Raw genomic sequence first — 26,519 nt, forward strand, 5'->3', positions numbered from 1 at the left:
CGGACCCATCGTCCCACGGCCCCTCAGGAGCCGACGCTGAAGTCCGCCTGAACGGCCCGGTGGTCGCTGCCCGGAGTGCGCAGCGTCGTCGCCGCCTCGGCCTTGACGCCCTTGAAGAGCACGTGGTCGGGGCGGGTGACCGGGAACGAGGACGGCCAGGTGAACCCGAGCCCGGTGCCCGCCGCGAGCTGGGCCTCGCTCAGCATCGGCACGAGCCGTTCGAGCTCCCGGTCGGTGGTCGCGGTGTTCAGGTCGCCGAGCAGCAGGATGCGCTTCGAGGGGTCGGCGCGGACGGCGTCGGCGAGCCTGTCCACGCTCGTGTCGCGCTCGCGGGTCGCGCCCGGCCGCGCCGACCCGGCGTGCGCCACGTACACCGTGACCGGCCCGCGCGGGGTCTGCGCCGTCACCCTGAGCGCGCGCGGCCAGCCGAGCCCGAGATCCACGACCTTGGCGTCGCGCAGTGGGAACCTGCCCCACAGGGCGACGGTGCCGCGCCGCGCGCCGTACGGGTAGGCGGCGTCGAGCCTGGCCGCGAACGGGCCGTCCCGGAACTCCTGGACGGCGATCAGGTCGGCCCTGGTGGCGAGGAGCCGGTCCACGGTGGCGCGCGGGTCCTTGTTGCCGGCGTAGAGGTTCTGGCTGACGACGCGCAGGTCGTGCCGTCCGGCGGACGCCCCCGGCACGAACGCGACGCCGAACAGGACGACCCAGACCACCAGCGGGACGAGCGCGACGGCCAGCCCCGTCCAGGCGCGCCGGTACGCGGCCGCCGCGATCAGCAGCGGCACCGGCAGGCCGAGCCAGGGCAGGGCCGTGTCCACGATCGTTCCGAACGCGCCGGGCACCGCGCGGTGCCCGGCGATGAGCATGGCCAGCGCCAGCGCCAGGACCGCGATCAGCGGCCCGCGCGGACGCGTGCGGGACAGCGGAACGCACCGGTTCCGGGCGTTCCGCGCGCTGCTTCGGCTCTGCGCGGTCACCCAGCAGACGCTACCCCGCGTGATCAGGTGCGCCGTCCTCCGGCACCCCGGACGCGCCGAAACCCGTTACCCCGGGCCCTCCGCGGGCCGGTGCGCCGGGCTCGGCGGCAGGCGGGGACGGGCGGGTTGTCCGGGGCGTCGCCGATTCGCCCGACCCGGCGGATTGCGCATCCGGCCGCGCATGGCACCCTTGGGCGGAGACGGAAGCGGCGGGCGGTCCGGCGCGGGGCCCGGCGAGGGCCCGAGGCAGGGAGGGCATGGTGCGGCGCTGGCAGGGCCTCGACGAGGTTCCCGCCGACTGGGGACGGTCGGTGGTGACCGTCGGCGTGTTCGACGGGGTGCACCGGGGGCACGCGCGCATCGTCCGCGCCGCCGCCGGGCGCGCCCGCGAGCGCGGCCTGCGCTCGGTCGTGGTGACCTTCGAGCCGCACCCGGACGAGGTCGTCCGGCCGGGCGGCCACCCGCCCCTGCTGACCGGCGCGCGCCGCCGCGCCGAGCTGCTCGAGGAGCTCGGCGCCGACGCCGTCCTGGTGCTTCCGTTCACGGCCGACCTCGCCGGGGAGGCGGCGGACGACTTCGTCCGGCGCGTCCTGGTGGACGGCCTGCACGCCGAGCACGTGATCGTCGGCGCGGACTTCCGCTTCGGCCACCGTGCCCGGGGGGACGTCGCGCTGCTGACCGAGCTGGGCGACAAGTACGACTTCACCGCCGAAGGGATGCCGCTGGTGGCCGAGACCGACGCCCGCACGGACGCCGAAACCGAGACCATCACCTCCACGCGCGTCCGCGCCGAACTGGACGCCGGGGACGTGGAGGCCGCCGCGCGGGCGCTCGGCCGCCCGCACCGCGTGGAGGGCGTCGTGGTCCGCGGCCACCAGCGGGGCCGCGCGCTCGGGTTCCCGACCGCGAACCTGGAGACCCCGCCGCACACCGCCGTCCCCAAGGACGGCGTGTACGCGGGCTGGCTGGTCGCCGACACCGAGCGCTTCCCGGACTTCCGGTGGCCCGCCGCGATCTCCATCGGCACCAACCCGACCTTCGACGGGGTCGAGCGCACCGTGGAGGCCTACGCCCTGGACCGCGACGACCTGGACCTCTACGGCGAGCACATGGCCGTGGACTTCCTGGCCCGCATCCGCGACACGCTCAGGTTCGACTCGATCGAGGCGCTGATCGAGGAGATGCACCGCGACGTGGCCCGCGCCCGCGACCTCACCGCCGCCGAGTCCTGACCCTCAGCCCGGAGGACGGCGGAATCCGCCGCGTCCGGCCGGGCCGGGGCCGGAATCCGCACGTGGACGGGGGTTCCGGGGAGTGATCACCGAGCGCCTCCGCTCCGTGACAGGGGCCGTCCGGGGCGTGGTACGGTTGATAGTCGCCGGGACGAGGTCCCGGCGCGGCGGGCTGCACCCTCATGCGGCTCGCTCACGCATCCCTGACGCATCATGCGGACTCCGGGCGGCCGGGGCCTGCGGATGACGAGAACACAGAAGGAGCCACGTGTCGCTCGACACCGCCACCAAGAACAAGATCATCGCCGAGTACGCGACCACTGAGGGTGACACCGGTTCCCCGGAAGTCCAGGTCGCGCTGCTGACCAAGCGGATCAACGACCTGACCGAGCACCTCAAGGAGCACAAGCACGACCACCACAGCCGCCGTGGTCTGCTGCTCCTGGTCGGACGTCGCCGCCGTCTGCTCAAGTACCTGCAGAACAAGGACATCAGCCGCTACCGCTCCCTGATCGAGCGGCTCGGCCTGCGCCGATAGCGGCGCCAGAGGGGGAGTGGTCCGGACGGGGCCACTCCCTCCTCGCATAAGGAACCCCCATACGACCCCCGGTTCCTGGGAATGACACTTGGGCATGACAGTTCCCGGGGGCACCCGGCCGGTCGTCCGACCGGCCGTCCCGGCCGGCCGTGAGGCCGGTCACCGAAGTAAGCCTCGCGGACACCGCTGCTGCGGCCGGTCCTCGGTAGTGGCCTCCGGATCGCGGTCGCGAACGCGCGACCCCCATCCGGGCGCTTCGATCGAAGACCGGCACCGCCTGCCAGCACAACGGGAAACGACCGCGAGGCGACGTCAACCGGAAACAGGAGGTTTCCCGTGACCGAAGCTCCGCGCATCGAGGGCGCGACCGTCGCCGAGGCCGTGATCGACAACGGCGAGTTCGGCAAGCGCACGATCCGGTTCGAGACGGGCCGGCTGGCCCGCCAGGCGGCCGGTAGCGCCGTCGCCTACCTGGACGACGAGACCATGGTCCTGTCGGCCACCACGGCGTCGAAGAAGCCCAAGGAGAACCTGGACTTCTTCCCCCTCACCGTGGACATCGAGGAGCGGATGTACGCCGCCGGGCGCATCCCCGGCTCGTTCTTCCGCCGCGAGGGCCGTCCCTCCGAGGACGCCATCCTCACCTGCCGCCTGATCGACCGTCCGCTGCGCCCGTCCTTCAAGAAGGGCCTGCGCAACGAGATCCAGATCGTCGGCACCATCCTCGCGCTGAACCCCGACGACCTGTACGACGTCGTCGCGATCAACGCCGCGTCGATGTCGACGCAGCTCGCCGGGCTGCCCTTCTCCGGCCCGATCGGCGGCGTCCGCGTCGCCCTGATCGACGGCCGCTGGATCGGCTTCCCGCGCCACTCCGAGCTGGAGCGCGCGACGTTCGACATGGTCGTCGCGGGCCGGCTGCTGGACGACGGCGACGTCGCGATCATGATGGTCGAGGCCGAGTCCACCGCGGGCACCCTGAAGCTCGTCGGCGAGGGCGCGACCGCCCCGACCGAGGACACGGTGGCCGAGGGCCTGGAGGCCGCCAAGCCGTTCATCAAGGTCCTGTGCGAGGCGCAGAGCGCGCTCGCCGAGACCGCGGCCAAGCCGACCGCCGAGTACCCGATCTTCCTGGACTACCAGGACGACGTGCTCGACGCCGTCACCGCCGCCGTCAGCACCGAGCTGGCCGAGGCGCTGACCATCGCCGACAAGCAGACCCGCGAGTCCCGGCTGGACGAGATCAAGGCCGGCGCCGCGGAGAAGCTCGGCCCGGACTTCGAGGGCCGCGAGAAGGAGATCTCCGCCGCCTTCCGCGCCGTCACCAAGAAGCTGGTCCGCGAGCGGATCATCCGCGACGGGCTGCGCATCGACGGCCGCGGCGTGAAGGACATCCGGCAGCTGTCGGCCGAGGCGCACGTGATCCCGCGGGTGCACGGCTCGGCGCTGTTCGAGCGCGGCGAGACGCAGATCCTCGGCGTCACCACGCTGAACATGCTCCGCATGGAGCAGATGATCGACACGCTCAACCCCGAGCGCACCAAGCGCTACATGCACAACTACAACTTCCCGCCCTACTCGACCGGTGAGACCGGCCGGGTGGGCTCGCCGAAGCGGCGCGAGATCGGGCACGGCGCGCTCGCCGAGCGCGCGCTGCTCCCGGTGCTGCCGACGCGCGAGGAGTTCCCCTACGCGATCCGGCAGGTGTCGGAGGCGCTCGGCTCCAACGGCTCGACCTCGATGGGCTCGGTCTGCGCGTCCACGATGTCGCTGCTGGACGCGGGCGTCCCGCTGAAGCAGATGGTCGCGGGCATCGCGATGGGCCTGATCCACGAGGGCGGCGAGTACGTCACGCTGACCGACATCCTCGGCGCCGAGGACGCGTTCGGCGACATGGACTTCAAGGTCGCCGGCACCCGTGACCTGATCACCGCGCTCCAGCTCGACACCAAGCTCGACGGCATCCCCGCCTCGGTGCTGGGCGCCGCGCTGAAGCAGGCCAAGGGCGCCCGCCTGGCGATCCTGGACGTGATGGCCGAGGCCATCGAGGGTCCGTCGGAGATGTCGCCGTTCGCCCCGCGGATCATCACGATCAAGGTCCCGGTCGACAAGATCGGCGAGGTCATCGGCCCGAAGGGCAAGATGATCAACTCGATCCAGGACGACACCGGCGCGGACATCACGATCGAGGACGACGGCACCATCTACGTCGGCGCGACCGACGGCCCGTCCGCCGAGGCGGCGCGGCAGGCGATCAACGCGATCGCCAACCCGCACATGCCCGAGGTGGGTGAGCGGTTCCTCGGCACGGTCGTGAAGACGACCACGTTCGGCGCGTTCGTGTCGCTGCTGCCCGGCAAGGACGGCCTGCTGCACGTCTCGCAGATCCGCAAGCTGCACGGCGGCCAGCGGATCGAGAACGTCGAGGACGTCATCTCGGTCGGCGAGAAGATCCAGGTCGAGGTCACCGAGATCGACCAGCGCGGCAAGCTGTCGCTGGTCCCGGTCGAGGTCGTGGAGCGCGAGGCCGCCGACCGGGAGTCCGCGGGCGAGCCGGCCCAGGCGTCCGACGCCGACGCCGACAGCGCGCCGCGCGCGGCCGAGGGCGACGGCGACTCCGGCGACAAGCGCGCCCCGCGCCGCCGCCGCACCCGCCGTCCGTCCGGCGACGACAGCCGCAACTCCTGATCGCCGTCACCCTCCGGTCCGGCCGGCCCGTCCCGTCAGCGTTGACCGGGACGGGCCGGTCGGTCCGTTCGACCCCTGGGAGATCCGCCCCGTGACCAGCCTGCCCGAGCCGGGCCGCACCCCCGAGCCCGGCCGCACCGCGGCGACCGGCCGCCCCGACACCGTGACCGACGGGGAGGGGGCCGTCCGCCGGACCGTGCTCCCCGGCGGGCTGCGCGTGATCACCGAGACGCTGCCGACGGTCCGCTCGGCGGCGTTCGGCATCTGGGCCGGGGTCGGCTCCCGCGACGAGGACGTCGCGGACGCGGGCGCCAGCCACTACCTCGAACACGTCCTGTTCAAGGGCACGGCGAGGCGCTCGGCGCTGGAGATCTCCGCGGCGGTGGACGCGGTGGGCGGCGACCTGAACGCCTTCACCGCCAAGGAGTACACCTGCTACTACGCGCGGGTGCTGGACAGCGACCTGCCGCTGGCGGTGGACGTGGTGTCCGACATGGTCGCCGCGTCGACGAACCGGCCCGAGGACGTCGAGGCCGAGCGCGGGGTGATCCTCGAAGAGATCCACATGCGCGACGACGACCCGGGCGACCTGATCCACGACGAGTTCTCGCTCGCGCTGTACGGGGACGTCCCGCTCGGCCGACCGATCCTCGGCACCGAGGAGTCGATCAACGCGCTCGCCCGGGACCGGATCCACGGCTACTACCGCGAGCACTACACGCCGTCCAACCTGGTCGTGTCGGTCGCGGGCAACATCGACCACGACGAGGTCGTCCGGCTGGTCGAGGCGGCCTGGAAGCCCTACCTGTCCGCCGAGGGGGCGCCCGCCCCGGCCGCGCCGCGCGTCGGCGGGCCGGACGTGCCGGTCGACCCGTCCGTCCGGGTGCTGGACAAGGACACCGAGCAGGCGCACATCGTCCTCGGCTGCGAGGGCGTGCGCCGCACCGACGACCGCCGGTTCGCGCTCGGCGTGCTGAACGCGGCGCTCGGCGGCGGCATGTCGTCCCGGCTGTTCCAGGAGATCCGCGAGAAGCGCGGCCTGGCCTACTCGGTGTACAGCTTCACCTCGCAGTACGCCGACAGCGGCGTCTTCGGCGTGTACGCGGGCTGCCAGCCCGGCAAGGCCGAGGAGGTGCTGGCGATCTGCCGCGAGGAGATCGACCGGGTGCTGACCGGCGGGCTCACCGACGAGGAACTGGAGCGGGGCAAGGGCCAGCTCCGCGGCGGCATGGTGCTCGGCCTGGAGGACACCGGCTCCCGGATGTCCCGGATCGGCAAGAGCGAGCTGGTCTACGAGTCGCTGCTGCCCGTGGACGAGGTGCTCGCCCGCATCGAGGCCGTGACCCCGGACGACGTCCGCGCGGTCGCCGCCGACGTGCTGGCCCGGCCGCAGGCGCTCACCGTCATCGGCCCGTTCGAGCACGCCGACTTCGACCTCTGAGCCCGCCTCGGACCCGCTCGCCGTGACGGTGCGGGTCCGTCCCGTTACCGCCCGTTCTCGATCGGGTAGGGGACGGGCATGAGATTCCTGCTCAGGACCGTGATCTGCACGGTCGCGCTCTGGGTCGCGACCGCGCTGGTCCACGGCATCCACGTCACCGCCGCGAACGGCGCCCGGCAGGCGCTGACCCTGCTCGGCGTCGCGGTGATCTTCGGGCTGGTGAACGCGTTCATCAAGCCCGTCGTCAAGGTGCTCGGCTGCGCCTTCTACGTGCTGACCCTCGGGCTGTTCGCGCTGGTCGTCAACGCCCTGCTGCTGCTGCTGACGAGCTGGGTGGCCGGGAAGCTGCACCTGCCCTTCCACGTGGACGGCTTCTGGGCGGCGTTCTGGGGCGCGATCATCGTCGGCGTGGTGAGCTGGCTGCTCAGCCTGTTCGTCTCCGGCGGCGACGAGGACTGAGCGGTCCCCGCGGCGGCCCGCGATAGGCTCGGGCGGACGTACGGAGACCTGGAGGAACATCGTGATCAGGGTTGGGGTGCTGGGCGCGCGCGGGCGGATGGGCGCCGAGGTGTGCCGGGCCGTCGAGGCCGCGGACGGGCTGGAGCTCGTCGCCGCGATCGACCAGGGCGACGCGCTCGACGAGCTGACCAAGGCGGGCGCCGAGGTCGCCGTCGACTTCACCCACCCCGACGTCGTCATGGACAACCTTCGCTTCCTGGTCGAGAACGGCGTGCACGCGGTGGTCGGCACGACCGGGTTCGACGCGTCCCGGCTGGAGACCGTCCGGTCCTGGCAGGCGGCGACGCCGGGCGCGAAGGTGCTGATCGCGCCGAACTTCGGCATCGGCGCGGTGCTCATGATGAACTTCGCCGCCAAGGCCGCCCCCTTCTTCGAGTCGGTCGAGATCGTCGAGCTGCACCACCCGAACAAGGCGGACGCGCCGTCCGGCACCGCGCGCCGCACGGCCGAGCTGGTCGCCGCGGCCCGCGCCGAGGCCGGGGCGGGCGCGTCCCCCGACGCCACCAGCCAGGAGATCCCGGGCGCGCGCGGCGCGGACGTCGAGGGCGTCCGGGTGCACGCGGTGCGGCTGTCCGGGCTGATCGCGCACCAGGAGGTGCTGCTCGGCGGGCATGGCGAGACGTTCACGATCCGGCACGACTCGATGAACCGCGAGTCGTTCATGCCGGGCGTGGTGCTCGGCGTCCGGCGCGTCGCGGACCTGCCCGGCCCGCTGACGGTCGGCATCGAGTCGCTGCTCGGCCTGTGACGCCGTCCCTGGCCTTCGCGGCCGAACCCTGGGAGTACCTCGGCGCGGACGAGGCGGTCGACGTCGAGCACCCGCTCGTCCAGTCGATCGCCTCCGAGCTGCGGACCGGCGACGACCTCACCTACGCGCGCCTGGCGTTCGAGTACGTCCGCGACAATGTGAGCCATCCCGCCGACGTCCCGAATCCCCGCGTGACCTGGCGCGCGTCCGACGTCCTGGAGCACGGGACGGGGTTCTGCCACGCGCAGGCCATCGCCCTGGCCGCCCTGCTGCGCGCGGGCGGCATCCAGGCCGGCCTCTGCTACCAGCGGCTACGCGACGGCGACCGGTACTTCCTGCACGGCCTGACGGCGACGCTCGCCGACGACCGCTGGGTGCGCCTCGACCCGCGCGGCGTGAACCTGGAGTTCTCCGCGTCCGAGGACAGGCTGGCCTACGAGGCGGACGCGTCCGCGGGGGAGATCGACTATCCCACGGTCTACGCCTCGCCTCCGGACGTCGTCCTCAACGCCCTTCGCGAGAACACCGACGCGCTGGCGATGATGCGGGACGCCCTCCTCCCGTCGGAGTTCTGACGGGCAGAATGTCCGCATGGACGAATCGTTGCCGCGGCGCCTGTGGACGCTCTTCGAGCCCGTGCACGCCATCACCTACTTCGCCCCGGAATGCTCCGAGGCGAACAAACGGATCGGCCTGCGCGGCTACTGGATGGGCTACTTCGGGAGCCGCGCCGCGCCCATGGGAGCCGTGCCGGCGGGCGTGGTGACGGCCACGTTCCACGGCTTCCACCCGTCCCGCGTCGAACGGGCCATCCCGGACGCCTGGACGTTCGCCTCCCCCGAACAGATCATCACCGCGCGCGCCGGGGCCGCGGCAGCGGCCCTACGCCGGATCTACCCTCAAGCGGACGAAACGGCCGCGCTCGCCAACCCTCTGATCGAGCGCGTCGTCCGCGAGGCCGACCCGAGCGGCCGCCCGCTGTTCGCCGCCAACCGCGCGCTGCCCTGGCCCGACGACCCGGTCGCGGCCCTGTGGCAGGGGACCACCTCGCTGCGCGAGGAACGCGGCGACGGCCACGTGGGGATCCTGACCGCCGAGGGCCTGGACGGCTGCGAAGCGAACATCCTGGCCGGTGCGACGAGCGAGAACTCGCCGTCCGACTGGCTGAAGGAGGCCCGCGCCTGGCCCGACGCCGAATGGACGGCCGCCCAAGACCGCCTCAAAGCCCGCGGCCTCCTGGACCCCCGAGGAACCGCGACGGCCGAGGCCCACAGCCTCAAGGCCCACATCGAGTCCCGCACGGACGCCCTGGCCGCCCGTCCCCTCCGAGCCCTCACCGACCCGGACCACCTGGCCAAGGCCCTGGAACCCCTGGCCCTCGCCGTGGCAGCCTCCGGCGACCTACCGTTCCCCAACCCCATGGGCGTCCCGCGACCCGCCGCGTCCTAGTCCCAGGCTTCCCACTCGTCGGTCGGGACGGTGATACCGAACGGAGCCGGGAGCTGGATGCTCTCGCCGAACTTCCAGCTCGTGGACTCCTCGTAGCGGCCGCCGAAGCCCGGCTCGGTGAAGAGCGTGCTGGTCATCACCTGGGGGTCGCGGTCCACGATGAGGTAATAAGGGATTCCGGTGCGCGCGTACCCGTTCCACTTGCTCGGCCGCTGGCGCCGGGCGCCGGGCTCGCGGTCCTCCGCGAAGTTCGAGCGGGAGGTCACCTCGACGGCGAGTGTCAGTTCATCCGGAAGGATTTTCGACGACCTCCGGCTGCGGGCTTTCTGGACGTCGGCTTCCGACATGACGCACAAGTCGGGGATGTAGCCCTCATGGATCTCGCTGAGGTTCACGTCCTGCGTCTGGACGCATCGCCAGCCGGCCGCCTGCCCGACGGCTTTCGCGGCGGCGAACGCGTCTTGAAGGTCACTGACGATCAAGTTGTGGGCGAAGTCCGGCCCTGGTGACACGACGATCTCCCCACCGACGATCTCGACACGGGTGCCATCGTGGGGAATGCCGAGGAGGTCGCCGAGTTCGTCCCGAAGCCAGAGTTCGTAGGGGTCCGCGGGCAGCGGCTGATGACGGTGTACGACAGCCATGACGCTCACTTGGGGTGATTCCTCCCTCACGCTGGGCTCCCGTCATCGTAGGGGTGGATGTGACTCAGCGTACCCATTTCGTTCGATCACGTGCGCGGGGCGCGCTAGGCGGGCGCGGGACCGGTGCCGTTGCTCCGGCCGTCCGTGGGAGCGGGGAGGGCTTCGGTGGTGGGGTGGCCGTCCGCGGTGACCAGGGCGGGCTGGGTGTCGGAGGGGCGGGGAAGGCCGGCGGCGGCGTAGGCGCCCGCTTCGTCCAGGGTCTCGGACTCCAGGAGCGTGGTCGCGAGGGCGTCCAGCTTGTCGCGGTTGTCGCTCAGGGTGCGCAGCGCCTCCTGGTAGCACTCGTCGACGATGCGGCGGGCCTCCTCGTCGACGGCGTCCAGGGTGCCCTGGGAGGCGTACTGGTTCACGGGGTCGCCGCCGTCCGGGGGGAGGACGGAGAGCGGGCCGATGCGGCCGGACATGCCCCAGCGGCCGACCATGCCGCGGGCGATCTGGGTGACCTGCTGGAGGTCGCTCTCCGCGCCGGTGGTGATCACGCCGAAGACCAGCTCCTCGGCGGCCATGCCGCCGAGCGCGCCGATGATCCGGCCGCGCAGGTACCTCTCGTCGTAGGCGTAGCGGTCGCTGTCCGGGGTGGACACGGTGACGCCGAGCGCGCGGCCGTGCGGGACGATCGTGATCTTGCGGACCGGGTCGGCGCCCGGGTAGAGCATGCCGAGCAGCGCGTGCCCGGACTCGTGGAAGGACGTGCGGCGGCGCTCCTCCTCGGGCATCACCAGGGAGCGGCGGGTGCCGAGCTGGATCTTCTCCAGCGCCGTCGCGAAGTCGGAGTTGTCGGTCGCGGTGTGCTTGCGCTTGACGGCCATCAGCGCGGCCTCGTTCACCAGGTTCGCCAGCTCCGCGCCGGTCATGCCGGGCGTCATCTTGGCGAGCTCGGTCAGGTCCACCTCGGGGGCGAGCGGGACGTCCCGGACGTGCACCTTGAGGATCGCGACCCGGCCGTCCAGGTCGGGCGGGGAGACGGTGATCTGCCGGTCGAAGCGGCCGGGACGCAGCAGCGCGGGGTCGAGGATGTCCGGACGGTTCGTTGCGGCGATCACCACCACGCCCTCGGAGCCGGAGAAGCCGTCCATCTCGGTGAGGATCTGGTTGAGCGTCTGCTCGCGCTCGTCGTGCCCGCCCAGGCTGGCGCTGGAGCTGCGGGTGCGGCCGATCGTGTCGATCTCGTCGATGAAGATGATGGACGGCGCGGTCTTGCGCGCCTCGGTGAACAGCTCGCGGACGCGGGCCGCGCCGACGCCGACGACCATCTCGATGAACTCCGACGCCGCCGCCGAGTAGAACGGCACGTCGGCCTCGCCCGCGACCGCGCGGGCGAGCAGCGTCTTGCCGGTGCCGGGCGGGCCGGTCAGCAGCACGCCGCGCGGGGCGCGGGCGCCCATCCGACGGTACTTGTCGGGGTCCTTGAGGAAGTCGACGACGTCCTCCAGCTCGCCCTCGACCTCGTCGATCCCGGCGACGTCGGCGAACGTGGCGCGCTTCTCGTCGGCGGTGACGGGCTTGGGGGAGCGGCCGAACCCGCCGAGCATCCCGCCGCCGCGCCCGCCGCCGGTCATGCGGCGCTGGAGCCAGACCATCGCGCCGATCCACAGGCCGACGAACAGCAGCGTCGGCAGCAGCGACAGCAGCAGGTTCGCGAGCAGGCCGCGGTCCTGGTTGACGGGCTTGGCCTCGACGACGACGCCCTTGGCGACCATCTCGTTGTAGATGTTGTCGTTGGCGAACTCGGGACGCAGCGTCCGGAAGTCGGTGTAGGTCTTCTTCGCGTCGTCCTGCCCGGGCACCTGGACGGCCTGCTTCAGCTTGCCCTGGATCGCGAAGCCCTTGGTGTAGACGTCCTTGACGTTCCCCTGCTGCACCTGCCGGGTGAACGCGGTGTAGGGGATGTCGGCGCGTTCCTTCTGGCCCGCGACGTGCATGGACGTGTAGCTCAGCGCGAACACGAGCAGGAGCAGCAGCCAGAAGACGAAGGTGTTGCGGTTCGGCTTGAAGCCGCCGCCGCGCCCGTCGTCGTCGCCGTTCCGCTTCTCGGGCGGGTTCTTCACGCCCTCGGCGCGCCACGGCTGGTCGGGCTTGTCGCGGGGCGGGACCGACTGCCTCCGGTCGGGCTGCCTCGGATCGGGCCGTCCTTCCGGACGGGCCCGGTTCGGCTGGCCCGGCGGGGTCTCCGCTGGCTTCGACGGCACCTTCGCTCCCCTGCGTCCCTCAGCGCGCCCCCGGAGCGGGAGCGAGCAAGATCTTCCCTGGTCGGCGGTGCCGAAACCCGGCCCGCCGGCCGCGCCCGCCCGTCCGGCGGGCGGTCCTCGCCGGCCCGCCGCCCCGGTCGCGGACGGGCGACGCCGGCCTTGCGCCGCAGTGGCCGCCCGGCGTCATCCGCCCGCCGCCGGAGCGGCGAACCCGTACTTACCGAACAACGAACGAGCGGCCGGAGATGTCAGCCATGAGACGAACGCCTCAGCCTGCTCCGTGTGGCCGCCGCGCACCGCGGCCGCCGGATAGGACGCCACGACGTTCAGCGCCGTCGGGATCGCCACGCTGTCCGCCGCGACCCCGGCGGAACGGAGGTCGGTGACGTAGACCACGCCCGCGTCCGCCTCCCCGACGCGGACCCGGTCCAGCACCGCGCGCGAGCTGACCTCCTGCGACGACGTCCGGACGGTCACCCCGGCGCGCGCGAACAACTGCTGCGCGTACCGTCCGACCGGGACGATCGGCCCGCCCGTCACCACCCGCAGCCCCGGACGGCCCAGATCGTACGGCGTGCGCAGGCGCTGCGGGTTCCCCGGCCGGACGGCGATGGTCAGCGAGTTGTGCGCCACGATCCGCGGACGGTCCGCCAGGTGGTCGGCGGCCTCCTTCATCGACGGCTCGTCCGCCGTCACCAGCACGTCGGACGGCTGGTGGTCCCCGGCCCTCTCGGCCATCTCCTGCGAGCCGCCGAACACCGTCCTGATCCGGACCTCCGGCCGTTCCCGCTGGTAGGTCGCGCCCAGCTCGTCCATCACCTCGGTCAGCGAGGACGCGGCCAGCACGGTCAGCGTCACCGGCCCCGACGACCCGCCGCAACCCCACACGACCGCGCCGAGCACGGCGATCAGGGACGGACCGGCGACGAGCCGGTGCCATCGGAGTCTGTCGGGCATATCGCGCCATCCTAGGGTTGGTTCGCCTTCGCTCCGGTGATTCGCGCCGGGCGTGTCAGTGCCCCGGACTAGGGTTCTGGAATGGAGGCGGAACGCGGGCGTGCAGGCCGCGTTCGCGCCGTCCCGCCGCACGCGTCCGGCCGTCCTCCGGCGCCGGGCGCGCGGCGGCGCGTCCGCGTTCCCGGTGACATTCCGGCTGGAGAGGCCCCCGATGACGTTCGACCTGATGGAGCAGCTGCCCGACGACTGGCGGGCACGCCTCGAACCGCTGCTCGACCCGATCCAGACGGCCGCGCTGAGCGCGTTCGTCGCCGCGGAGTACGAGGAGCACACCGTCTACCCGCCGCGCGACGACCTGTTCAACGCCTTCCGGCACTGCCCGTACGACAAGGCGCGCGTCCTGATCCTCGGCCAGGACCCCTACCACGGCCCCGGCCAGGCGCACGGCCTGTCCTTCAGCGTCCGGCCCGGCGTGCGGCTGCCACCGTCGCTGCGCAACATCTACAAGGAGCTGGCGACCGACCTCGACGTCCCGGTGGCGACGCAGGGCGACCTGACGCCGTGGGCCGACCAGGGCGTCCTGCTGCTCAACGCGGTCCTGACCGTCCGCGCCGGGGACGCGGGCTCGCACGCGAACAAGGGCTGGGAGGAGTTCACCGACGCGGCCATCCGCGCGCTGAACGACAAGTCCGACCGGGTCGTGTTCGTCCTGTGGGGCGCGTACGCGCGCAAGAAGGCCCGCCTGATCACCGGCGTCCAGCACACGGTCATCGAGTCGGCGCACCCGAGCCCGCTGAGCGCCAAGAAGTTCTTCGGCACCAAGCCGTTCAGCGCCGTCAACAAGTCCCTGGCGGACGCCGGAGAACCGCAGATCGACTGGGATCTCTCCGCCTCCTGACCCGCCGTCCAGGGCGCCCGCCCGCCGGACTCCCGCGCCCGAGCCCACCGTGCCCGGGGCTTCCCGTGCCCGGCGTTTCCCGTGCCCGGGGTTTCCGGGGCCGGGGTTTCCGGGTCCGAGGTTCTCGCGTGCGGGACTTCCGCGTCCGGAGTTTCCGTGCGGCGGGCTCGCGAAGGCCGATCTCGCGCTTTCCGGGCGGGCCGAGTGGGTGGTCGCGGCCTGACCGGTTCCCGTGCCCGGGAACCGGTCCCTGCGGAATCGCGAAGGACGGGAGCGCCGCGCCTCCGTCCGGACGGGGCGTCCCGTCCGGACAGAGCTCAGCGCGTCGCGTCAGAGGGCGAGGCCCACCGCGAGCAGGACGCCGTAGACGATCTGCAGGCGGGCGGTCTCGCCGAGGACGGGGATCAGGTCCCGGCCCGTCGCGCCCTGGCTCACCTTCTGGGTCGGCTTGACCGAGAACGGCGCGGCGGCCAGGGCGATCAGCACCCACGGGTGCGGGGCGGCCAGGGCGAGGACGAACATGAACGGCACCGCGCAGCAGGCCGCGTAGAGGATGCGCGTCCAGGGGCCGCCGAGCACGACCGCGAGGGTCCGCTTGCCGGACTCCTTGTCGTTCGGCAGGTCCCGCAGGTTGTTCACGACCAGCAGCGCGCACGCGAGCAGCCCGATCGGGACGGCCGCCGCCCACGCCTCCCACGGCAGCGTCTCGGTCTGCACGTAGACCGTGCCGACGACCGCGACCAGCCCGAAGAACACGAACACCGAGATCTCGCCGAGCGCCCGGTAGCCGTAGGGGTTCTTGCCGCCGGTGTAGAACCACGCGGCGAGGATCGCGAACGCGCCGACCAGCAGCAGCCACCAGGTCGTCACGGCGGCGAGCGCCAGACCCGCGACGGCCGCGACCGCGAAGCTGCCGAGCGCCGCGGCGAGCACCTGCTTCGGCGGCGCGACCTTGGAACCCACCAGCCGCAGCGGCCCGACCCGGACCTCGTCGGTGCCGCGCACGCCGTCGCTGTAGTCGTTGGAGTAGTTCACGCCGATCTGGAGCACGAGCGCGACGACGGCGGCCAGCAGGGCGCGCCACCACACGGCGTGGCCCGCGCCGATCGCCACGCCGGTTCCGACGACGACGGGCACGAGCGAGGTGGGGAGGGTGCGGGGCCGCGAACCGGCGACCCATTGGGAGAGCGTGGCCACAGTGATACCGCTAGTTCTCGAGGACGACAGGGGACGATCTCTGATTCTCGCCGATGACGATCACTGCTCGGGCGCCGCGGTGACCACTCGTCCGGGTGGTCCCGCCTGACCTGCGCCCGCGTCACCGCGATCGGCGGCGGTGGTGCGGGAGCCGCCGGACGGACGGAGCCGGAGGGAGAGCAGCAGGCCCCCGGCGAGGATGATCGCGGTGGCGAGCGCGCCCGCGCGGGACGCGGCGGCGAGGCTCTCGTCGGCGGACCGCGCGGCCTCGGACATGCCCGGCGTCCGGTGCAGGTCGCGGGCGTACGTCCCGGCGCTGTGACGCAGGTCATGGGTGATCGCGGCCCGGCGCTCGGCGGGCAGGCCGTCGTGCGCGAGCCGTCCGGACATTGCGTGGCCGAGCGTGGTGGCGAACACCGTCCCGATCACCGCGACGCCGAGCGCCGCGCCGATCTGCCGGGCCGTGGACTGGGTGCCGGACGCCTGCCCCGCGCGGTCCGGCGGGACGTCGGCGAGCGAGACGTTGGTGAGCTGCGCGGAGGTCAGGCCGAGGCCGAACCCGTAGAGCAGCATCCACGGCGCGAGGCCGAGCCCGCCGGTCGTGGGGGAGAGCGTGGCGGCGAGCGCGAGCACCGCGGCGACCTCCAGCGCCATCCCGGCCTGGACGACCCGGTGCGCGCCGTACCTGTTGGCGAGGACGTGCGCGACGGCCCCGGACACGAAGGCCCCGGCGGCGAGCGGCAGGATCGCCAGGCTGATCTCCAGCGGAGCCGTCCCGTGCACGCCGAGCAGGAACAGCGGCAGGACGAACAGCAGCCCCAGCTCGCCGACGTTGATCAGCGCCGAGGAGAGGTTGCCGTTCCGGAAGTTCGGGATCGTGAACAGCGAGAGATCGAGCATGACGGGCCGTCCGGCGGCGGCGCGCGCCCGCTCGACCGTGACGAGGGCGGCCAGCAGCGCCAGACCGCCGACGATCATCAACGGGATCGGGGACAGCCCGCCGACCGCGACGTGCGCGGTCGCCGTCCACCAGCCGAACGTGGGGCCCTCGATGATCCCGCACACCAGCAGGCCGAACGCGAGTGCCGACAGCACCGTCCCGGGCCAGTCGATCGCCCCCGCGACCCGCCGCACGCTCGTGGCGTGCGGCGCGCTCGTGGTGCCGTTCGCGGGGAGGGCGGCGTCAGAGCCTCGCGTTTCGGGGACGACGCGGAGCACGCCGAAGATCAGCGCGGCCCCGAAGAGCAGGTTCACGCCGAACGCCCAGCGCCACGTCCCGCCGGAGGCGAGCGCGCCGCCGAGCAGCGGGCCGAGCGCGGACATCCCGGCGATCGTCGCGCCCCAGATCCCGAAGGCGTGCGCGCGCTCCTTGCCGGTGAACATCGCGTTCAGCGTCGAGAGTGTGGCGGGCATCACCATCGACGCGCCGACCCCCTGGAGCGCCCGCGACCCGATCAGGGTCGTCGAGTCCACCGACAGCGCGGCCAGGACGCTCGCGACCGTGAAGACGGCCACCCCGAGGACGATCATCCGGCGGCGTCCGAAAAGGTCGCCCGCGCGCCCGAACGGGATCAGCAACGCCGCGAACACCAGCGAGTAGACCGAGGTCACCCACTCCGCGCTCGCGGTGCTCAGCCGCAGGTCGTCCACCATGCGCGGCAGCAGGACGCCCACGATCGTGGCGTCCACCACGATCAGCGAGACGCCGAGGCTGATGACGACCGCGCCGAGCAGCGCCCGGCGCGCGGTGCGGGCGTCCGCGCCCGGGGCGATCGGCGGCGTCATGGCGGCGAGTCGGGACACGGCTCCAAAAATATGCCCGCCGCCGCGGTGACCTTCACCGCCCCCGGGATAGGGAGGTTCACCCCTGGGGCGTGATGTCGGTGTGGAGGCGGATCTGGCGGACCGGTTCGCCCATGTCCAGGTCCCTGGCGGTGCCGTCCGGGGCCCAGCCCGCCGACCCGAGGAACCGGCGGAGGACGTCGTCGCCCTCGAACGCCCAGGACACGAGCGTGCCGAAGCCGTCCTCGCGGAGGAGATCGACGGTCGCGGCGAGCAGCCGGCTGCCGTGCCCCGCGCGCGCGTGCAGCGGATCGACCAGCAGGGTGAGGAGCTCGGCGGCGGTCGCGGCGTCCAGGTCGGCGTCCTCGGCGGGCCCGTGGGCAGCGAAACCGACGACCAGCTCGGACGAGACGGCCACCAGCAGCCGGTGCCGGGGGCTCGGCGGCTCGACGATCGCCTGCGTCCAGCGCTCCCGCCAGGCGTCCTGAGCCTCGGCGCTGGTCACGCGTTCGAGCGCGGGCGCGGGCAGCAGCCGCGCGTACCCCTGCCGCCACGCCCGCACCTGGATCTCGGCCACAGCCCCGGCGTCCGCACGCCGAGCAGGACGGACTCCGACGTCAGCCATCCGCCACCTCCGCCCAGCAGCCTAGTGCTCGGCGGACCGCTCTCCGGCCGCCTCCTGGGTCGTCTCCCCGGCCGTCTCCCGGGTCGTCCCTTCGGCCGTCTCTTCGGTCGTCCTCATGCGCGCGCGATAGGCGCGGGTCTTCGTCCGGTTGCCGCACACCCGCATCGAACACCAGGCTCGCGACCGGTTCTTGGACGTGTCGAGGAACGCCCAGCGGCACGTGCTCTCCTGGCAGACCTTCAGCCGCGCCCAGGTTCCGTCGGCCACGGCCTCCATGACGGCCGCCGCGACGTGAGCGAGCCCCGCCCGGACATCCTGGTTCGAACGGTGATCGGCGGGGATGAGGCGGGGATGGCCATCGCTGAGCGTCACCCGAAGCGGCAGCGCGGCGAACGCGTCTTCCAGCGACCGGGGCATCAGCGGAGCGGACGGGCCGTGATGCCCGAGCATCGCCGTCCGGAGCCCTTCGCGCAGGTCACGGGCGAGTGCCAGGTCCGCGTCCGTCGCGCCGGCGGCGCCGCTCGCTCTGCCGGTGCCGGGCGCAGGGGCCGTGAGGGCGGGGACGAGGGCGTGTTCGCGCAGCCAGGCGTCGAGGCGGCCCGGCGTCTCGATCTGGTCGATGCGGGTCTCGACGTCCAGCGTGTTCACGAAATCCCGCAGCAGCGAGGCCGCGTCGCGGGAAGCGTCGTTCATCGGAGCTCTCCTGCCTTCATTGGGCAGCGTACCAGCGCCGACACCGCCGTCCGAGGATCACCGGTTGCGAGATCGCGCGACACCTGCATACGCTCTTAGCTGGTGTCAATCGAAGGGGTGAGCGGAGATGTTCCCGTACGTGCGCGCCGTCGCGATCGACTGCAACGACCTCGAGGCGCAGGCCCGCTTCTGGTGCGCCCTGCTCGGCATGAAGATCACCGAACGCGAGGACGACGGCTGGTACGAGCTGGAGCCGATGTCCGACCACGGGCCCGTCCTGTGCCTCCAGGAGGTCCCGGAAACAAAGACGACCAAGAACCGCATCCACCTCGACCTGGCCGTTCCCGACTTCCAGACCGCCGGGGAGCGCGCCCGCGCCCTCGGCGCGACGCTTCGGAACCGCTCCGACTGCGGGACGTTCGAGGTCTGGCAGGACCCGGAGGGCAACGAGTTCTGCTTCGTCTGCAACCACCCGACCCCCGCCTAGCGCGGACGGCCCGACGAGCCCGCCGGACGGCCGCGCCGAGCCCGCCGGGACGGCGCGATCAGGACTTGAGGAGCGCGCTGAGGCGACGGACGCCCTCGGCCAGTTCCGCTTCGGACGAGGCGACGGCGTAGCTGAGGCGGAGGAACGGTGCGGGCGGTTCGGCGGGGAAGAACGGGCGGCCCGCGCTGACCAGGACGCCCGCCCGGAGGGCCTCGCGGGTCAGCGCCTCGTCGTCGGTGCCGTCCGGGAGGCGGAGCCAGAGGTGCATGCCGCCGTCCGGGCGGGAGTGGTGGAGTTCGGGCAGGTCGCGGGCGAGCGCGGCGGAGAGGGCGTCGCGCCGGGAACGCAGCGCCGCGTGGACGGCGCGGAGATGCCGGGGCCAGCCGGGGGACGTCACCAGCTCCAGCAGCGTCTCCTGGAGCGGACGGGCCGGAAAGAACTCCGCGACCAGTTGCGTCGAGCGGATGCGCTCGGCCACCGGGCCGCGCGCGACCACGCCGGCGACGCGCAGGCTCGGCGCGGTGGCCTTGGTGAGGGACGCGATGTGCACGACGCGTCCGTCCGGGTCCTCGGACACGAGCGGGGGCGGGGCGGGCGGACCGAAACCCAGGTGCCGGGCGTAGTCGTCCTCGATCACGAATGCGCCCGCCGAGCGCGCCGCCGCCAGGATCCCGGCGCGGCGCTCGGCGGCGAGCGTCGCGCCGGTCGGGTTCTGGTAGGTGGGCTGGAAGTACAGGACGCGCGCCCCGGTCAGCGCAAAGGCCTCGGCCAGCAGGTCGGGACGCAGGCCGTGCTCGTCCGCCGGGACGGGCACCGGGTGCAGGCCGCTGGCCCGCGCGACGGAGAGCGCGCCCAGGTAGGTCGGCGACTCCACCAGGATCGGCGATCCGGGCGGCGCGATCGCCCGCAGGACGGTCGTGAGCGACTGCTGCCCGCCGCTGCTGATCAGCACGTCGGACGGCGAGACGGCGCCTCCGATGGACCGGGCGTACCAGGCGCGCAGCTCGGGCACGCCGCCGAGCGGGGGGATCTCCCACGCGTCCGGACGGCGCGCCGCGCGTGCGGCGGCGGTGGAGAGCGCGCGTAGCGGTTGCAGGGTCGGATGCAGGTACCCACCGCTGAGTGCTACCGCTCCCTCCGGCGGCGCCGTCAGCAACCAGGACAGTCCCGACGGATCCACGGCGCGGTCGCCGAGCGCCACCGCCTGCCAGCCGTGATCGGCGGGCTCGGGTGCGGGCGCCGGCCGCTCGGCCGCGTACGCGCCGCTTCCCGGACGCGTGACGACCAGCCCTTCCGCCGCCAGCACCGAAAGCGCCCGCGTCACGGTCACCGGACTGACGCGGTAGCGGTCCACCAGCGTCCGGCTCGACGGCAGGCGCTGGCCAGGGCGCAGTGCAGCCACCTCCGCCCGCAGCCGATCGGCTAGCGAGAGCGCACTGCTATCCTGTTGCATGAAGCACAAGGATAGCGCTACTGACGCCAGGCCGATAGCGGTCGGCGGGTTCGGGCTCGCCGCGCTCGGCGTCCTGACGTTCTCGTTCACCCTTCCCAGCACCGCCTTCGCGCTGCGCGGCCTGGACCCCTACCTGATCGGCGTCGGCCGCTCCGGCGTGGCCGCCGTCCTCGCGGCCATCGCCCTCCTCGCCGTCCGCCCCCGCCGCTCTCGAAGGAGTGAGCGGGCACTCACGCACTCTTCCCGAGGTTCGTCATCCGCTTCGGAGCGGTGGTTGCCGACCGGGCGCCAGGTGCCCGCGCTGCTGGCGGTCGCCGGAGGCGTCGTGTTCGGGTTCCCGGTGCTGAGCACGCTGGCGCTCGACCACGGCTCGTCCTCCGCGCACGCGGCCGTCGTGATCGGCCTGCTGCCCGCCGCGACCGCCGTCGCCGCCGTCGTGCGCGCGGGGGAGCGGCCGTCCCCGGCCTTCTGGGCGGCGAGCACCGCCGGGCTCGTCTGCGTCACCACCTTCGCGCTCGTCGGCGCGGGCGGCCACGTCACCGCCGCCGACCTGCTGCTCTTCGGCGCGCTCGTCGCCGCCGCCATCGGCTACTGCGAGGGCGGACGCCTCGCCCGCGAGATGCCGGGCTGGCGCGTGATCTCCTGGGGCCTCATCCTCGCCGCGCCCGTGTCGATCCCGGTCACGGTCTGGCTCCTGTTCACGACCCATCCGCACTGGACGGGCGACGCGGCCCTCGGCTTCGGCTACGTCTCGCTCTTCTCCGCCTACCTCGGCTTCTTCGCCTGGTACGCGGGTCTCGGCCGCGCCGGGATCGCCCGCGCCAGCCAGGTGCAGCTCACCCAGCCCGTCCTGAACCTGCTCTGGTCGGCCCTGCTCCTCGGCGAGTCCGTGGACGCCGCGACCGGCCTCACGGCCGTGCTCGTCCTCGTCTGCGTCGCCCTGACCCAACGCGCCCGCATCACCCACCGCCCCGCCCCGGCCTCCGCCGCCGGCTCGGCCTCCCGGGCCCTTCGTGTCTCCGACGAACCGCGCGCCGCCGGAGACCGCCTCGTCCCGCAGGACACCCCCGGCGCCTGAGAACGCGACCACCCACGTCCCCCAGATTCCAGGCGGGTGAGGCCGCGCCCGGGTGCGGAATGCGGACGTGGGTGGGTCAGTCGCGGACTATCTGCGCCAGCAGGGTCATCACGGTGGCGGCCAGGGTGAGGATCAGCAGGGCGCGGGTGGTGAGCACCGGCCGCGGCTCGCGGGCTCGGTCCCGGCGCGTCGAGCGCGTGGACGTCGAGCGTGTCGACGACGTCGAACGGGTTGACATGGCCTTCGCCTCCTTCTCGGAGTCGGTCGCCTACCCGCAGTGTGCACCCGGCCGAGTTGATCTCCGCGCGATCCGTTCGGCGTGTCGTGCGAGGTTCCGGAATGATGCCGGAATGCGGCGGATCGTACGGTGGACGGGCTGGTGCGCGGCCTACGCGGTCGGCCTCGTCCTGCTCCTCGGGGCCGGGGCGTGGACATGGTGGCAGGGCGAGCCCAGGGCGTCCGGGACCGGGACGAACGCCCTCTGGGCCCGGCATCAGTGGGTCGGGGAGGCGCACACCGGCGCGGAGTACCGGGCGTTCGGACGGCTCCTCGCGCAGAACCGGATCACCGATGTCTACTTCCACGCCGGGCCGGTCGAGAGCGACGGGACGGTTCCGGCGGTCAAGTACCGCAACGCCCCGGCCCTGCTCAAGGCGCTGCGCACCTACGCGCCGGGCGTCCGCGCGCACGCCTACCTCGGGCAGATCCGCAAGGTGGACGGGCACGGCGTCATCGAGATCGGCGACGCGCGCGTGCAGGAGCGGATCCTGCGCACGGACGCGGCACTGCTCGATCTCGGATTCGACGGGATCCACTACGACTTCGAGCCGATCTACCCCGACGACACCGCGTTCCTGCGCCTCCTGGAGCGCACCCGCGACCTGGCCCACGCGCGCGGAGGCCTCGTCTCGGCGGCGCTCGAACAGCCCACGCTGGCCGACGGGCTCCAGCCCGTCTTCAAGGCGCTGGCCCCGCGCGTCGGCGCGGGGCACTATCCGCCGCGTCCCACCGAGCGGTACCTGCGGGACGTCGCCGACCGCGCCGACCAGGTCGCGATCATGACGTACGACACCGAGATGCCCACGCAGGCCCTCGCCGGATGGCACTTCGCGCACCACACCGAGGAGGTGCTGCGGCTCATCGGGGACCGCACGACGGTGTTCCTCGGCGTCCCGACGTACCGGCCGGTCACGGGCTGGGCGGAGAACCTGGAGGTCGCGCTGCGGGGCGTCCGGCGCGGGGTGGACGCGCTGCCCCGCCCGCCGCGCCGCCCGTTCGGGGTCGGCGTGTACGCCGACTGGACGACGAGGCCCGCGGACTGGGCCCGTTACCGCGCCAACTGGCTCCCGCCGGGGACATAGAACCTAGGCCTTTCGGCCACCCCGCTTGTCACGTTCCGAAACACCGGTTCGTGCAGGTAGAAAGCGTCGTATAGCGGGGCGTTCCGGGGGTAGTCATCGTGCGTATCGCCCTTCTGGCGGATGGTAAGGGAAGTGGGGACGCCGATGAGCAACCAGCACTCCGCGCACGACGGCGACCGGCTCAGCCAGCTGACGACAGAGTTCGACGGCTGGCATTTCGGACGCGGCGGTTCCGGCCACTGGTGGGCCGTCCGCGGCAACGACCTCGTCCGGACGGCGAGCGTCGAGGAGCTTCGCCATCGGGTTCGGGAACTCACCGCCGTCCGGCCGTGCACCTGACGGCCATCGCCTGATCGGCCCGCCGGCGGTCCCCGTCGGCGGGCCTCCCCGTCTCAGAGGGCCGCTCCGACCAGCGGAAACGGCGGTGAGCGCGGTGAGTGAAGCCGTCCGCCACACGCTCGGGGGCATGATGAGGAAGCCGTCCGCCCCACGCCGCGGGTGGGGCCGGGGAAGCCGCCCGCCACACGCTCGGGGGTACGCGTGGCGGGCGGCTTCCCTCACACATCGTGGCCCGCAAATGCCCCGTTACGGGGCAGTCCGGCGCGCCGCCGGGGCCCGGTCCGGGCGTCCCGCCGACCGGACCCGGACGGGCGCGTCCGGCCCGTCGGCGGACCTGCGGGTCCAAGGGGGGCGGCCGGAACGGTACCGTTCGGTGCATGGCACCCAGCACAACGAGTGACGCGCCGTTCGGACGGATGCTGACCGCGATGGTCACCCCGTTCCGCTCCGACGGCGGCGTCGACTACGACGGCGCCGCCCGCCTGGCGACCCACCTGGTCGACCGGCAGCGCCATGACGGCCTGGTCGTCAACGGGACCACCGGAGAGTCCCCCACCACCAGCGACGCCGAGAAAGAGCGGCTGGTGCGCACCGTGGTCGAGGCCGTGGGCGACCGCGCCGTCGTCGTCGCCGGTGCCGGGACCAACGACACCGAGCACAGCCGCCACCTGGCCCGGCAGGCCGAGGCCGCCGGGGCGCACGCGCTGCTCGTGGTCACCCCGTACTACAACAAGCCGCCGCAGGAGGGCCTGCTGGCGCACTTCACGTCCGTCGCCGACGCGTCCGGGCTGCCCGTGATGCTGTACGACATCCCGGGCCGGACCGGGGTGCCGATCGCGACCGACACGCTGATCAAGCTGGCCGACCATCCCCGGATCGTCGCCGTCAAGGACGCCAAGGGCGACCTGTTCGGCGGCTCGGTCGTGATGGCGAACACCGACCTGGTGTTCTACTCCGGGGACGACGCGCTGAACCTGGCCTGGCTGGCCATGGGCGCGGCGGGCTTCGTCAGCGTGGTCGGCCATGTCGTCGGCGCGGACCTGCATGAGATGATCGACGCGTACCGCGCGGGAGACCACGGACGCGCGCTGGAGATCCACCGGCGCCTGCTGCCCGTGGTCACCGCGATCATGACCCGCACGCAGGGCGCGATCGCCGTCAAGGCCGCCCTGAGGCTTTTGGGCCTGCCCGGGGGTGGGGCGCTGCGACCCCCGCTGGTCGAGGCCACATCCGAATTCGCGGCGCGCCTCGCAGAGGACCTCACGATTGGGGGAGTGCAAGTGCCGGAGGTCACTAGGTGAGCCATCCTCACCCTGAACTGTCGGACCCGCCGCCCATGCCGGCGAACGGGCTGCGCATCGTCGCACTGGGCGGCCTCGGGGAGATCGGCCGCAACATGACGGTCTTCGAGCACGCCGGAAGGCTGCTGATCGTCGACTGCGGCGTGCTCTTCCCGGAGACCGAGCAGCCCGGGATCGACCTGATCCTGCCCGACTTCGAGTACATCCGAGACCGCCTGGACCAGATCGAGGCGGTCATCCTCACGCACGGCCACGAGGACCACATCGGGGCCGTCCCGTACCTGCTGCGCGAGCGGCCGGACATCCCGCTGGTCGGCTCCAGGCTGACCCTCGCGCTGCTGGCCGCCAAGCTCCAGGAGCACCGGATCCGGCCGACGCTCCGGGAGGTGAAGGAGGGGGACCGGCAGTCGTTCGGGCCGTTCGACGTCGAGTTCCTCGCCGTCAACCACTCGATCCCGGACGCGCTGGCCCTCGCCATCCGCACGCCCGCCGGGCTCGTCCTGGCGACCGGCGACTTCAAGATGGACCAGCTCCCGCTGGACGGCCGGCTGACCGACCTGCCCGGGTTCGCCCGGCTCGGCGCCGAGGGCATCGACCTGCTGATGTCCGACTCGACCAACGCCGAGGTGCCCGGGTTCGTCACCAGCGAGCGGGCCATCGGCCCGGTCGTGGACGAGGTGTTCCGCACCGCGGAGGAGCGGCTCATCGTCGCCTGCTTCGCCTCGCACGTGCACCGCGTCCAGCAGGTCCTCGACGCGGCCGTCGCCAACGGCCGCAAGGTCTGCTTCGTCGGCCGGTCGATGGTCCGGAACATGGGCGTCGCGCGCGAGCTCGGCTACCTGGACGTCCCCGACGACATCATGGTCGACGTCAAGGACCTCGACTCGGTCCCGCCGGACCGGCTGGTGCTGATCTGCACCGGCTCCCAGGGCGAGCCGATGTCGGCGCTGTCCCGCATGGCCAACCGGGACCACCAGCAGATCCGGATCACCGAGCGCGACACGGTCATGCTCGCCTCGTCCCTGATCCCGGGCAACGAGACCTCGGTCAACCGGGTGATCAACGGCCTGACCCGGTGGGGCGCCCGCGTCGTGCACAAGGGCAACGCCCTGGTGCACGTGTCGGGGCACGCCTCGGCGGGCGAGCTGCTGTACGTCCTCAACATGACCAAGCCGGGCAACTTCATGCCGATCCACGGCGAGTGGCGGCACCTGCGCGCGCACGCGAAGCTCGCCGCGCAGACCGGCGTCCCGGAGGAGAACATCGTCATCGCCGAGGACGGCGTGGTCGTCGACCTCGTGAACGGCCAGGCCAAGATCGTCGGCGCGGTCCCGGCGGGCTACGTCTACGTGGACGGGCTGTCGGTCGGCGAGGTCACCGAGACCTCGCTGAAGGACCGCCGGATCCTCGGCGAGGAGGGCTTCGTCTCCATCGTCGTCGGGATCGACTCCACCTCCGGCAAGCTCGTCGCCGGGCCGGAGATCCACGCCCGCGGCGCGGGCATCGTCAACGAGGACTTCGACGAGATCATCGACCGCCTCGAGGACGCGCTGCGCGACGCCGCCGCCAACGGCGTCAACGACCAGCACCAGATCAACCAGATCATCCGCCGCACCGTCGGCAAGTGGGTCAGCGACAGCTACCGCCGCCGCCCCATGATCATCCCGGTCGTCGTCGAGGTCTGACCCCGCCGGCCACCGCTCGCCCCGGCCCCGGAACGTTCCGCGTTCCGGGGCCGTCGCGCGCCCGCCCCCTCTCCGCGGGCCGTCGCGCGCCCGCCCCCTCTCCGCGGGCCGTCGCGCGCCCGCCCCCTTTCCGCGGGCCTTCGGGCGCCGGCTCCGCGGACCCCTCGTCCGATCC

25 protein-coding genes are annotated in these 26,519 nt (G+C 72.9%); 15 read left to right on the forward strand and 10 right to left on the reverse strand.

Annotated features, from left to right (window positions below):
• Positions 1-23: 23 nt before the first annotated feature.
• The gene (locus ACFPCY_RS03795; protein ID WP_378252130.1) at positions 24-980 is read right to left on the reverse strand and encodes an endonuclease/exonuclease/phosphatase family protein; all 957 of its coding nucleotides are present in this window, start codon (positions 978-980) and stop codon (positions 24-26) included.
• Between the two features lie 260 nt (positions 981-1,240).
• Here ACFPCY_RS03795 and ACFPCY_RS03800 point away from each other — a divergent pair, with 260 nt between their 5' ends.
• The 8 genes from ACFPCY_RS03800 to ACFPCY_RS03835 all read left to right on the forward strand — a co-directional run bounded on the left by ACFPCY_RS03800 (position 1,241) and on the right by ACFPCY_RS03835 (position 9,595).
• Positions 1,241-2,212, forward strand: coding sequence for a bifunctional riboflavin kinase/FAD synthetase (locus ACFPCY_RS03800; protein WP_378252577.1), 972 nt, complete (start codon positions 1,241-1,243; stop codon positions 2,210-2,212).
• A gap of 268 nt (positions 2,213-2,480) precedes the next feature.
• On the forward strand, positions 2,481-2,750 hold the full coding sequence (rpsO, locus tag ACFPCY_RS03805; protein WP_378252131.1) for a 30S ribosomal protein S15: 270 nt from the start codon (positions 2,481-2,483) through the stop codon (positions 2,748-2,750).
• A 354-nt stretch (positions 2,751-3,104) separates the two neighbouring features.
• Positions 3,105-5,438, forward strand: coding sequence for a polyribonucleotide nucleotidyltransferase (locus tag ACFPCY_RS03810; protein WP_378252578.1), 2,334 nt, complete (start codon positions 3,105-3,107; stop codon positions 5,436-5,438).
• 91 nt (positions 5,439-5,529) lie between these two features.
• Positions 5,530-6,879 (forward strand): M16 family metallopeptidase, encoded by a 1,350-nt coding sequence (locus ACFPCY_RS03815; RefSeq protein WP_378252132.1) that lies wholly within the window; start codon positions 5,530-5,532, stop codon positions 6,877-6,879.
• A 78-nt stretch (positions 6,880-6,957) separates the two neighbouring features.
• Complete coding sequence (locus ACFPCY_RS03820) at positions 6,958-7,338, forward strand: phage holin family protein (protein WP_378252133.1); 381 nt, start codon at positions 6,958-6,960, stop codon at positions 7,336-7,338.
• Positions 7,339-7,399: 61 nt separating this feature from the next.
• Positions 7,400-8,146: a 4-hydroxy-tetrahydrodipicolinate reductase gene (gene dapB / locus ACFPCY_RS03825; protein ID WP_378252134.1), complete on the forward strand. Its 747-nt coding sequence runs from the start codon at positions 7,400-7,402 to the stop codon at positions 8,144-8,146.
• Positions 8,143-8,721 (forward strand): transglutaminase domain-containing protein, encoded by a 579-nt coding sequence (locus ACFPCY_RS03830; protein WP_378252135.1) that lies wholly within the window; start codon positions 8,143-8,145, stop codon positions 8,719-8,721. The genes dapB and ACFPCY_RS03830 overlap by 4 nt, the downstream gene beginning before the upstream one ends.
• Before the next feature lie 16 nt (positions 8,722-8,737).
• Complete coding sequence (locus ACFPCY_RS03835; RefSeq protein WP_378252136.1) at positions 8,738-9,595, forward strand: SCO6745 family protein; 858 nt, start codon at positions 8,738-8,740, stop codon at positions 9,593-9,595.
• Here the strand turns inward: ACFPCY_RS03835 and ACFPCY_RS03840 are convergent.
• From ACFPCY_RS03840 to modA, 3 genes are all read right to left on the reverse strand, one after another.
• Positions 9,592-10,269, reverse strand: a complete 678-nt coding sequence (locus ACFPCY_RS03840) for a Uma2 family endonuclease (protein WP_378252137.1) — start codon at positions 10,267-10,269, stop codon at positions 9,592-9,594. The genes ACFPCY_RS03835 and ACFPCY_RS03840 overlap by 4 nt on opposite strands.
• A 74-nt stretch (positions 10,270-10,343) precedes the next feature.
• The gene (gene ftsH, locus ACFPCY_RS03845) at positions 10,344-12,488 is read right to left on the reverse strand and encodes an ATP-dependent zinc metalloprotease FtsH (RefSeq protein ID WP_378252138.1); all 2,145 of its coding nucleotides are present in this window, start codon (positions 12,486-12,488) and stop codon (positions 10,344-10,346) included.
• 183 nt (positions 12,489-12,671) lie between these two features.
• Positions 12,672-13,445 carry a molybdate ABC transporter substrate-binding protein gene (gene modA / locus ACFPCY_RS03850; RefSeq protein ID WP_378252139.1) on the reverse strand — a complete coding sequence of 258 codons (774 nt, stop codon included), beginning with the start codon at positions 13,443-13,445 and terminating at the stop codon, positions 12,672-12,674.
• Positions 13,446-13,656: 211 nt separating this feature from the next.
• On the opposite strand from modA, the gene ACFPCY_RS03855 reads away from it, so the two are divergent.
• A complete protein-coding gene (locus ACFPCY_RS03855) occupies positions 13,657-14,343 on the forward strand; it encodes a uracil-DNA glycosylase (protein ID WP_378252579.1) in 687 nt (228 codons plus the stop codon).
• 330 nt (positions 14,344-14,673) lie between these two features.
• Here the strand turns inward: ACFPCY_RS03855 and ACFPCY_RS03860 are convergent, their stop codons facing one another.
• Genes ACFPCY_RS03860 through ACFPCY_RS03875 form a run of 4 tightly spaced genes read right to left on the reverse strand, consistent with a single transcriptional unit; the run spans position 14,674 to position 18,640 of the window.
• The gene (locus ACFPCY_RS03860) at positions 14,674-15,540 is read right to left on the reverse strand and encodes a 1,4-dihydroxy-2-naphthoate polyprenyltransferase (RefSeq protein WP_378252140.1); all 867 of its coding nucleotides are present in this window, start codon (positions 15,538-15,540) and stop codon (positions 14,674-14,676) included.
• A 60-nt stretch (positions 15,541-15,600) separates the two neighbouring features.
• Positions 15,601-17,343: an MFS transporter gene (locus ACFPCY_RS03865; protein ID WP_378252141.1), complete on the reverse strand. Its 1,743-nt coding sequence runs from the start codon at positions 17,341-17,343 to the stop codon at positions 15,601-15,603.
• 58 nt (positions 17,344-17,401) lie between these two features.
• Positions 17,402-17,947 (reverse strand): GNAT family N-acetyltransferase, encoded by a 546-nt coding sequence (locus tag ACFPCY_RS03870; protein WP_378252142.1) that lies wholly within the window; start codon positions 17,945-17,947, stop codon positions 17,402-17,404.
• Between the two features lie 21 nt (positions 17,948-17,968).
• Positions 17,969-18,640 (reverse strand): CGNR zinc finger domain-containing protein, encoded by a 672-nt coding sequence (locus ACFPCY_RS03875; protein WP_378252143.1) that lies wholly within the window; start codon positions 18,638-18,640, stop codon positions 17,969-17,971.
• Positions 18,641-18,767: 127 nt separating this feature from the next.
• Between ACFPCY_RS03875 and ACFPCY_RS03880 the strand changes: the two genes are divergently transcribed.
• Positions 18,768-19,127, forward strand: a complete 360-nt coding sequence (locus ACFPCY_RS03880) for a VOC family protein (protein ID WP_378252144.1) — start codon at positions 18,768-18,770, stop codon at positions 19,125-19,127.
• Positions 19,128-19,185: 58 nt separating this feature from the next.
• Here the strand turns inward: ACFPCY_RS03880 and ACFPCY_RS03885 are convergent, their stop codons facing one another.
• Positions 19,186-20,580: an aminotransferase-like domain-containing protein gene (locus tag ACFPCY_RS03885; RefSeq protein ID WP_378252145.1), complete on the reverse strand. Its 1,395-nt coding sequence runs from the start codon at positions 20,578-20,580 to the stop codon at positions 19,186-19,188.
• Here ACFPCY_RS03885 and ACFPCY_RS03890 point away from each other — a divergent pair.
• A complete protein-coding gene (locus ACFPCY_RS03890; RefSeq protein WP_378252146.1) occupies positions 20,579-21,658 on the forward strand; it encodes a DMT family transporter in 1,080 nt (359 codons plus the stop codon). The two genes, ACFPCY_RS03885 and ACFPCY_RS03890, sit on opposite strands and share 2 nt — an antisense overlap.
• A 76-nt stretch (positions 21,659-21,734) precedes the next feature.
• On the opposite strand, the gene ACFPCY_RS03895 is transcribed toward ACFPCY_RS03890, so the two are convergent.
• On the reverse strand, positions 21,735-21,896 hold the full coding sequence (locus ACFPCY_RS03895) for a hypothetical protein (protein WP_378252147.1): 162 nt from the start codon (positions 21,894-21,896) through the stop codon (positions 21,735-21,737).
• A gap of 112 nt (positions 21,897-22,008) precedes the next feature.
• Between ACFPCY_RS03895 and ACFPCY_RS03900 the strand changes: the two genes are divergently transcribed.
• The 4 genes from ACFPCY_RS03900 (at position 22,009) to ACFPCY_RS03915 (ending at position 26,344) form a co-directional block, all read left to right on the forward strand.
• On the forward strand, positions 22,009-23,019 hold the full coding sequence (locus tag ACFPCY_RS03900; protein ID WP_378252148.1) for a glycoside hydrolase family 18 protein: 1,011 nt from the start codon (positions 22,009-22,011) through the stop codon (positions 23,017-23,019).
• A 144-nt stretch (positions 23,020-23,163) separates the two neighbouring features.
• Positions 23,164-23,358: a hypothetical protein gene (locus ACFPCY_RS03905; protein WP_378252149.1), complete on the forward strand. Its 195-nt coding sequence runs from the start codon at positions 23,164-23,166 to the stop codon at positions 23,356-23,358.
• A 377-nt stretch (positions 23,359-23,735) separates the two neighbouring features.
• Positions 23,736-24,659, forward strand: coding sequence for a 4-hydroxy-tetrahydrodipicolinate synthase (gene dapA, locus ACFPCY_RS03910; protein WP_378252150.1), 924 nt, complete (start codon positions 23,736-23,738; stop codon positions 24,657-24,659).
• Positions 24,656-26,344 carry a ribonuclease J gene (locus tag ACFPCY_RS03915; RefSeq protein WP_378252151.1) on the forward strand — a complete coding sequence of 563 codons (1,689 nt, stop codon included), beginning with the start codon at positions 24,656-24,658 and terminating at the stop codon, positions 26,342-26,344. The genes dapA and ACFPCY_RS03915 overlap by 4 nt, the downstream gene beginning before the upstream one ends.
• Positions 26,345-26,519 lie beyond the last annotated feature (175 nt).

The sequence above is a fragment of the Actinomadura gamaensis genome (assembly GCF_042652125.1).
Lineage (GTDB): Bacteria > Actinomycetota > Actinomycetes > Streptosporangiales > Streptosporangiaceae > Spirillospora > Spirillospora gamaensis.

Bases quoted from the DNA above. Each gene is read 5' to 3' on its own strand.
- ACFPCY_RS03820 (WP_378252133.1), top strand. From the start codon at position 6,958: ATGAGATTCCTGCTCAGGACCGTGATCTGCACGGTCGCGCTCTGGGTC.
- ACFPCY_RS03835 (WP_378252136.1), top strand. From the start codon at position 8,738: ATGGACGAATCGTTGCCGCGGCGCCTGTGGACGCTCTTCGAGCCCGTG.
- modA (WP_378252139.1), bottom strand. From the start codon at position 13,445: ATGCCCGACAGACTCCGATGGCACCGGCTCGTCGCCGGTCCGTCCCTG.
- ACFPCY_RS03855 (WP_378252579.1), top strand. From the start codon at position 13,657: ATGACGTTCGACCTGATGGAGCAGCTGCCCGACGACTGGCGGGCACGC.
- ACFPCY_RS03870 (WP_378252142.1), bottom strand. From the start codon at position 17,947: ATGGCTGACGTCGGAGTCCGTCCTGCTCGGCGTGCGGACGCCGGGGCT.
- ACFPCY_RS03875 (WP_378252143.1), bottom strand. From the start codon at position 18,640: ATGAACGACGCTTCCCGCGACGCGGCCTCGCTGCTGCGGGATTTCGTG.
- ACFPCY_RS03880 (WP_378252144.1), top strand. From the start codon at position 18,768: ATGTTCCCGTACGTGCGCGCCGTCGCGATCGACTGCAACGACCTCGAG.
- ACFPCY_RS03890 (WP_378252146.1), top strand. From the start codon at position 20,579: ATGAAGCACAAGGATAGCGCTACTGACGCCAGGCCGATAGCGGTCGGC.
- ACFPCY_RS03885 (WP_378252145.1), bottom strand. From the start codon at position 20,580: ATGCAACAGGATAGCAGTGCGCTCTCGCTAGCCGATCGGCTGCGGGCG.
- ACFPCY_RS03895 (WP_378252147.1), bottom strand. From the start codon at position 21,896: ATGTCAACCCGTTCGACGTCGTCGACACGCTCGACGTCCACGCGCTCG.
- ACFPCY_RS03900 (WP_378252148.1), top strand. From the start codon at position 22,009: ATGCGGCGGATCGTACGGTGGACGGGCTGGTGCGCGGCCTACGCGGTC.
- ACFPCY_RS03905 (WP_378252149.1), top strand. From the start codon at position 23,164: ATGAGCAACCAGCACTCCGCGCACGACGGCGACCGGCTCAGCCAGCTG.
- dapA (WP_378252150.1), top strand. From the start codon at position 23,736: ATGGCACCCAGCACAACGAGTGACGCGCCGTTCGGACGGATGCTGACC.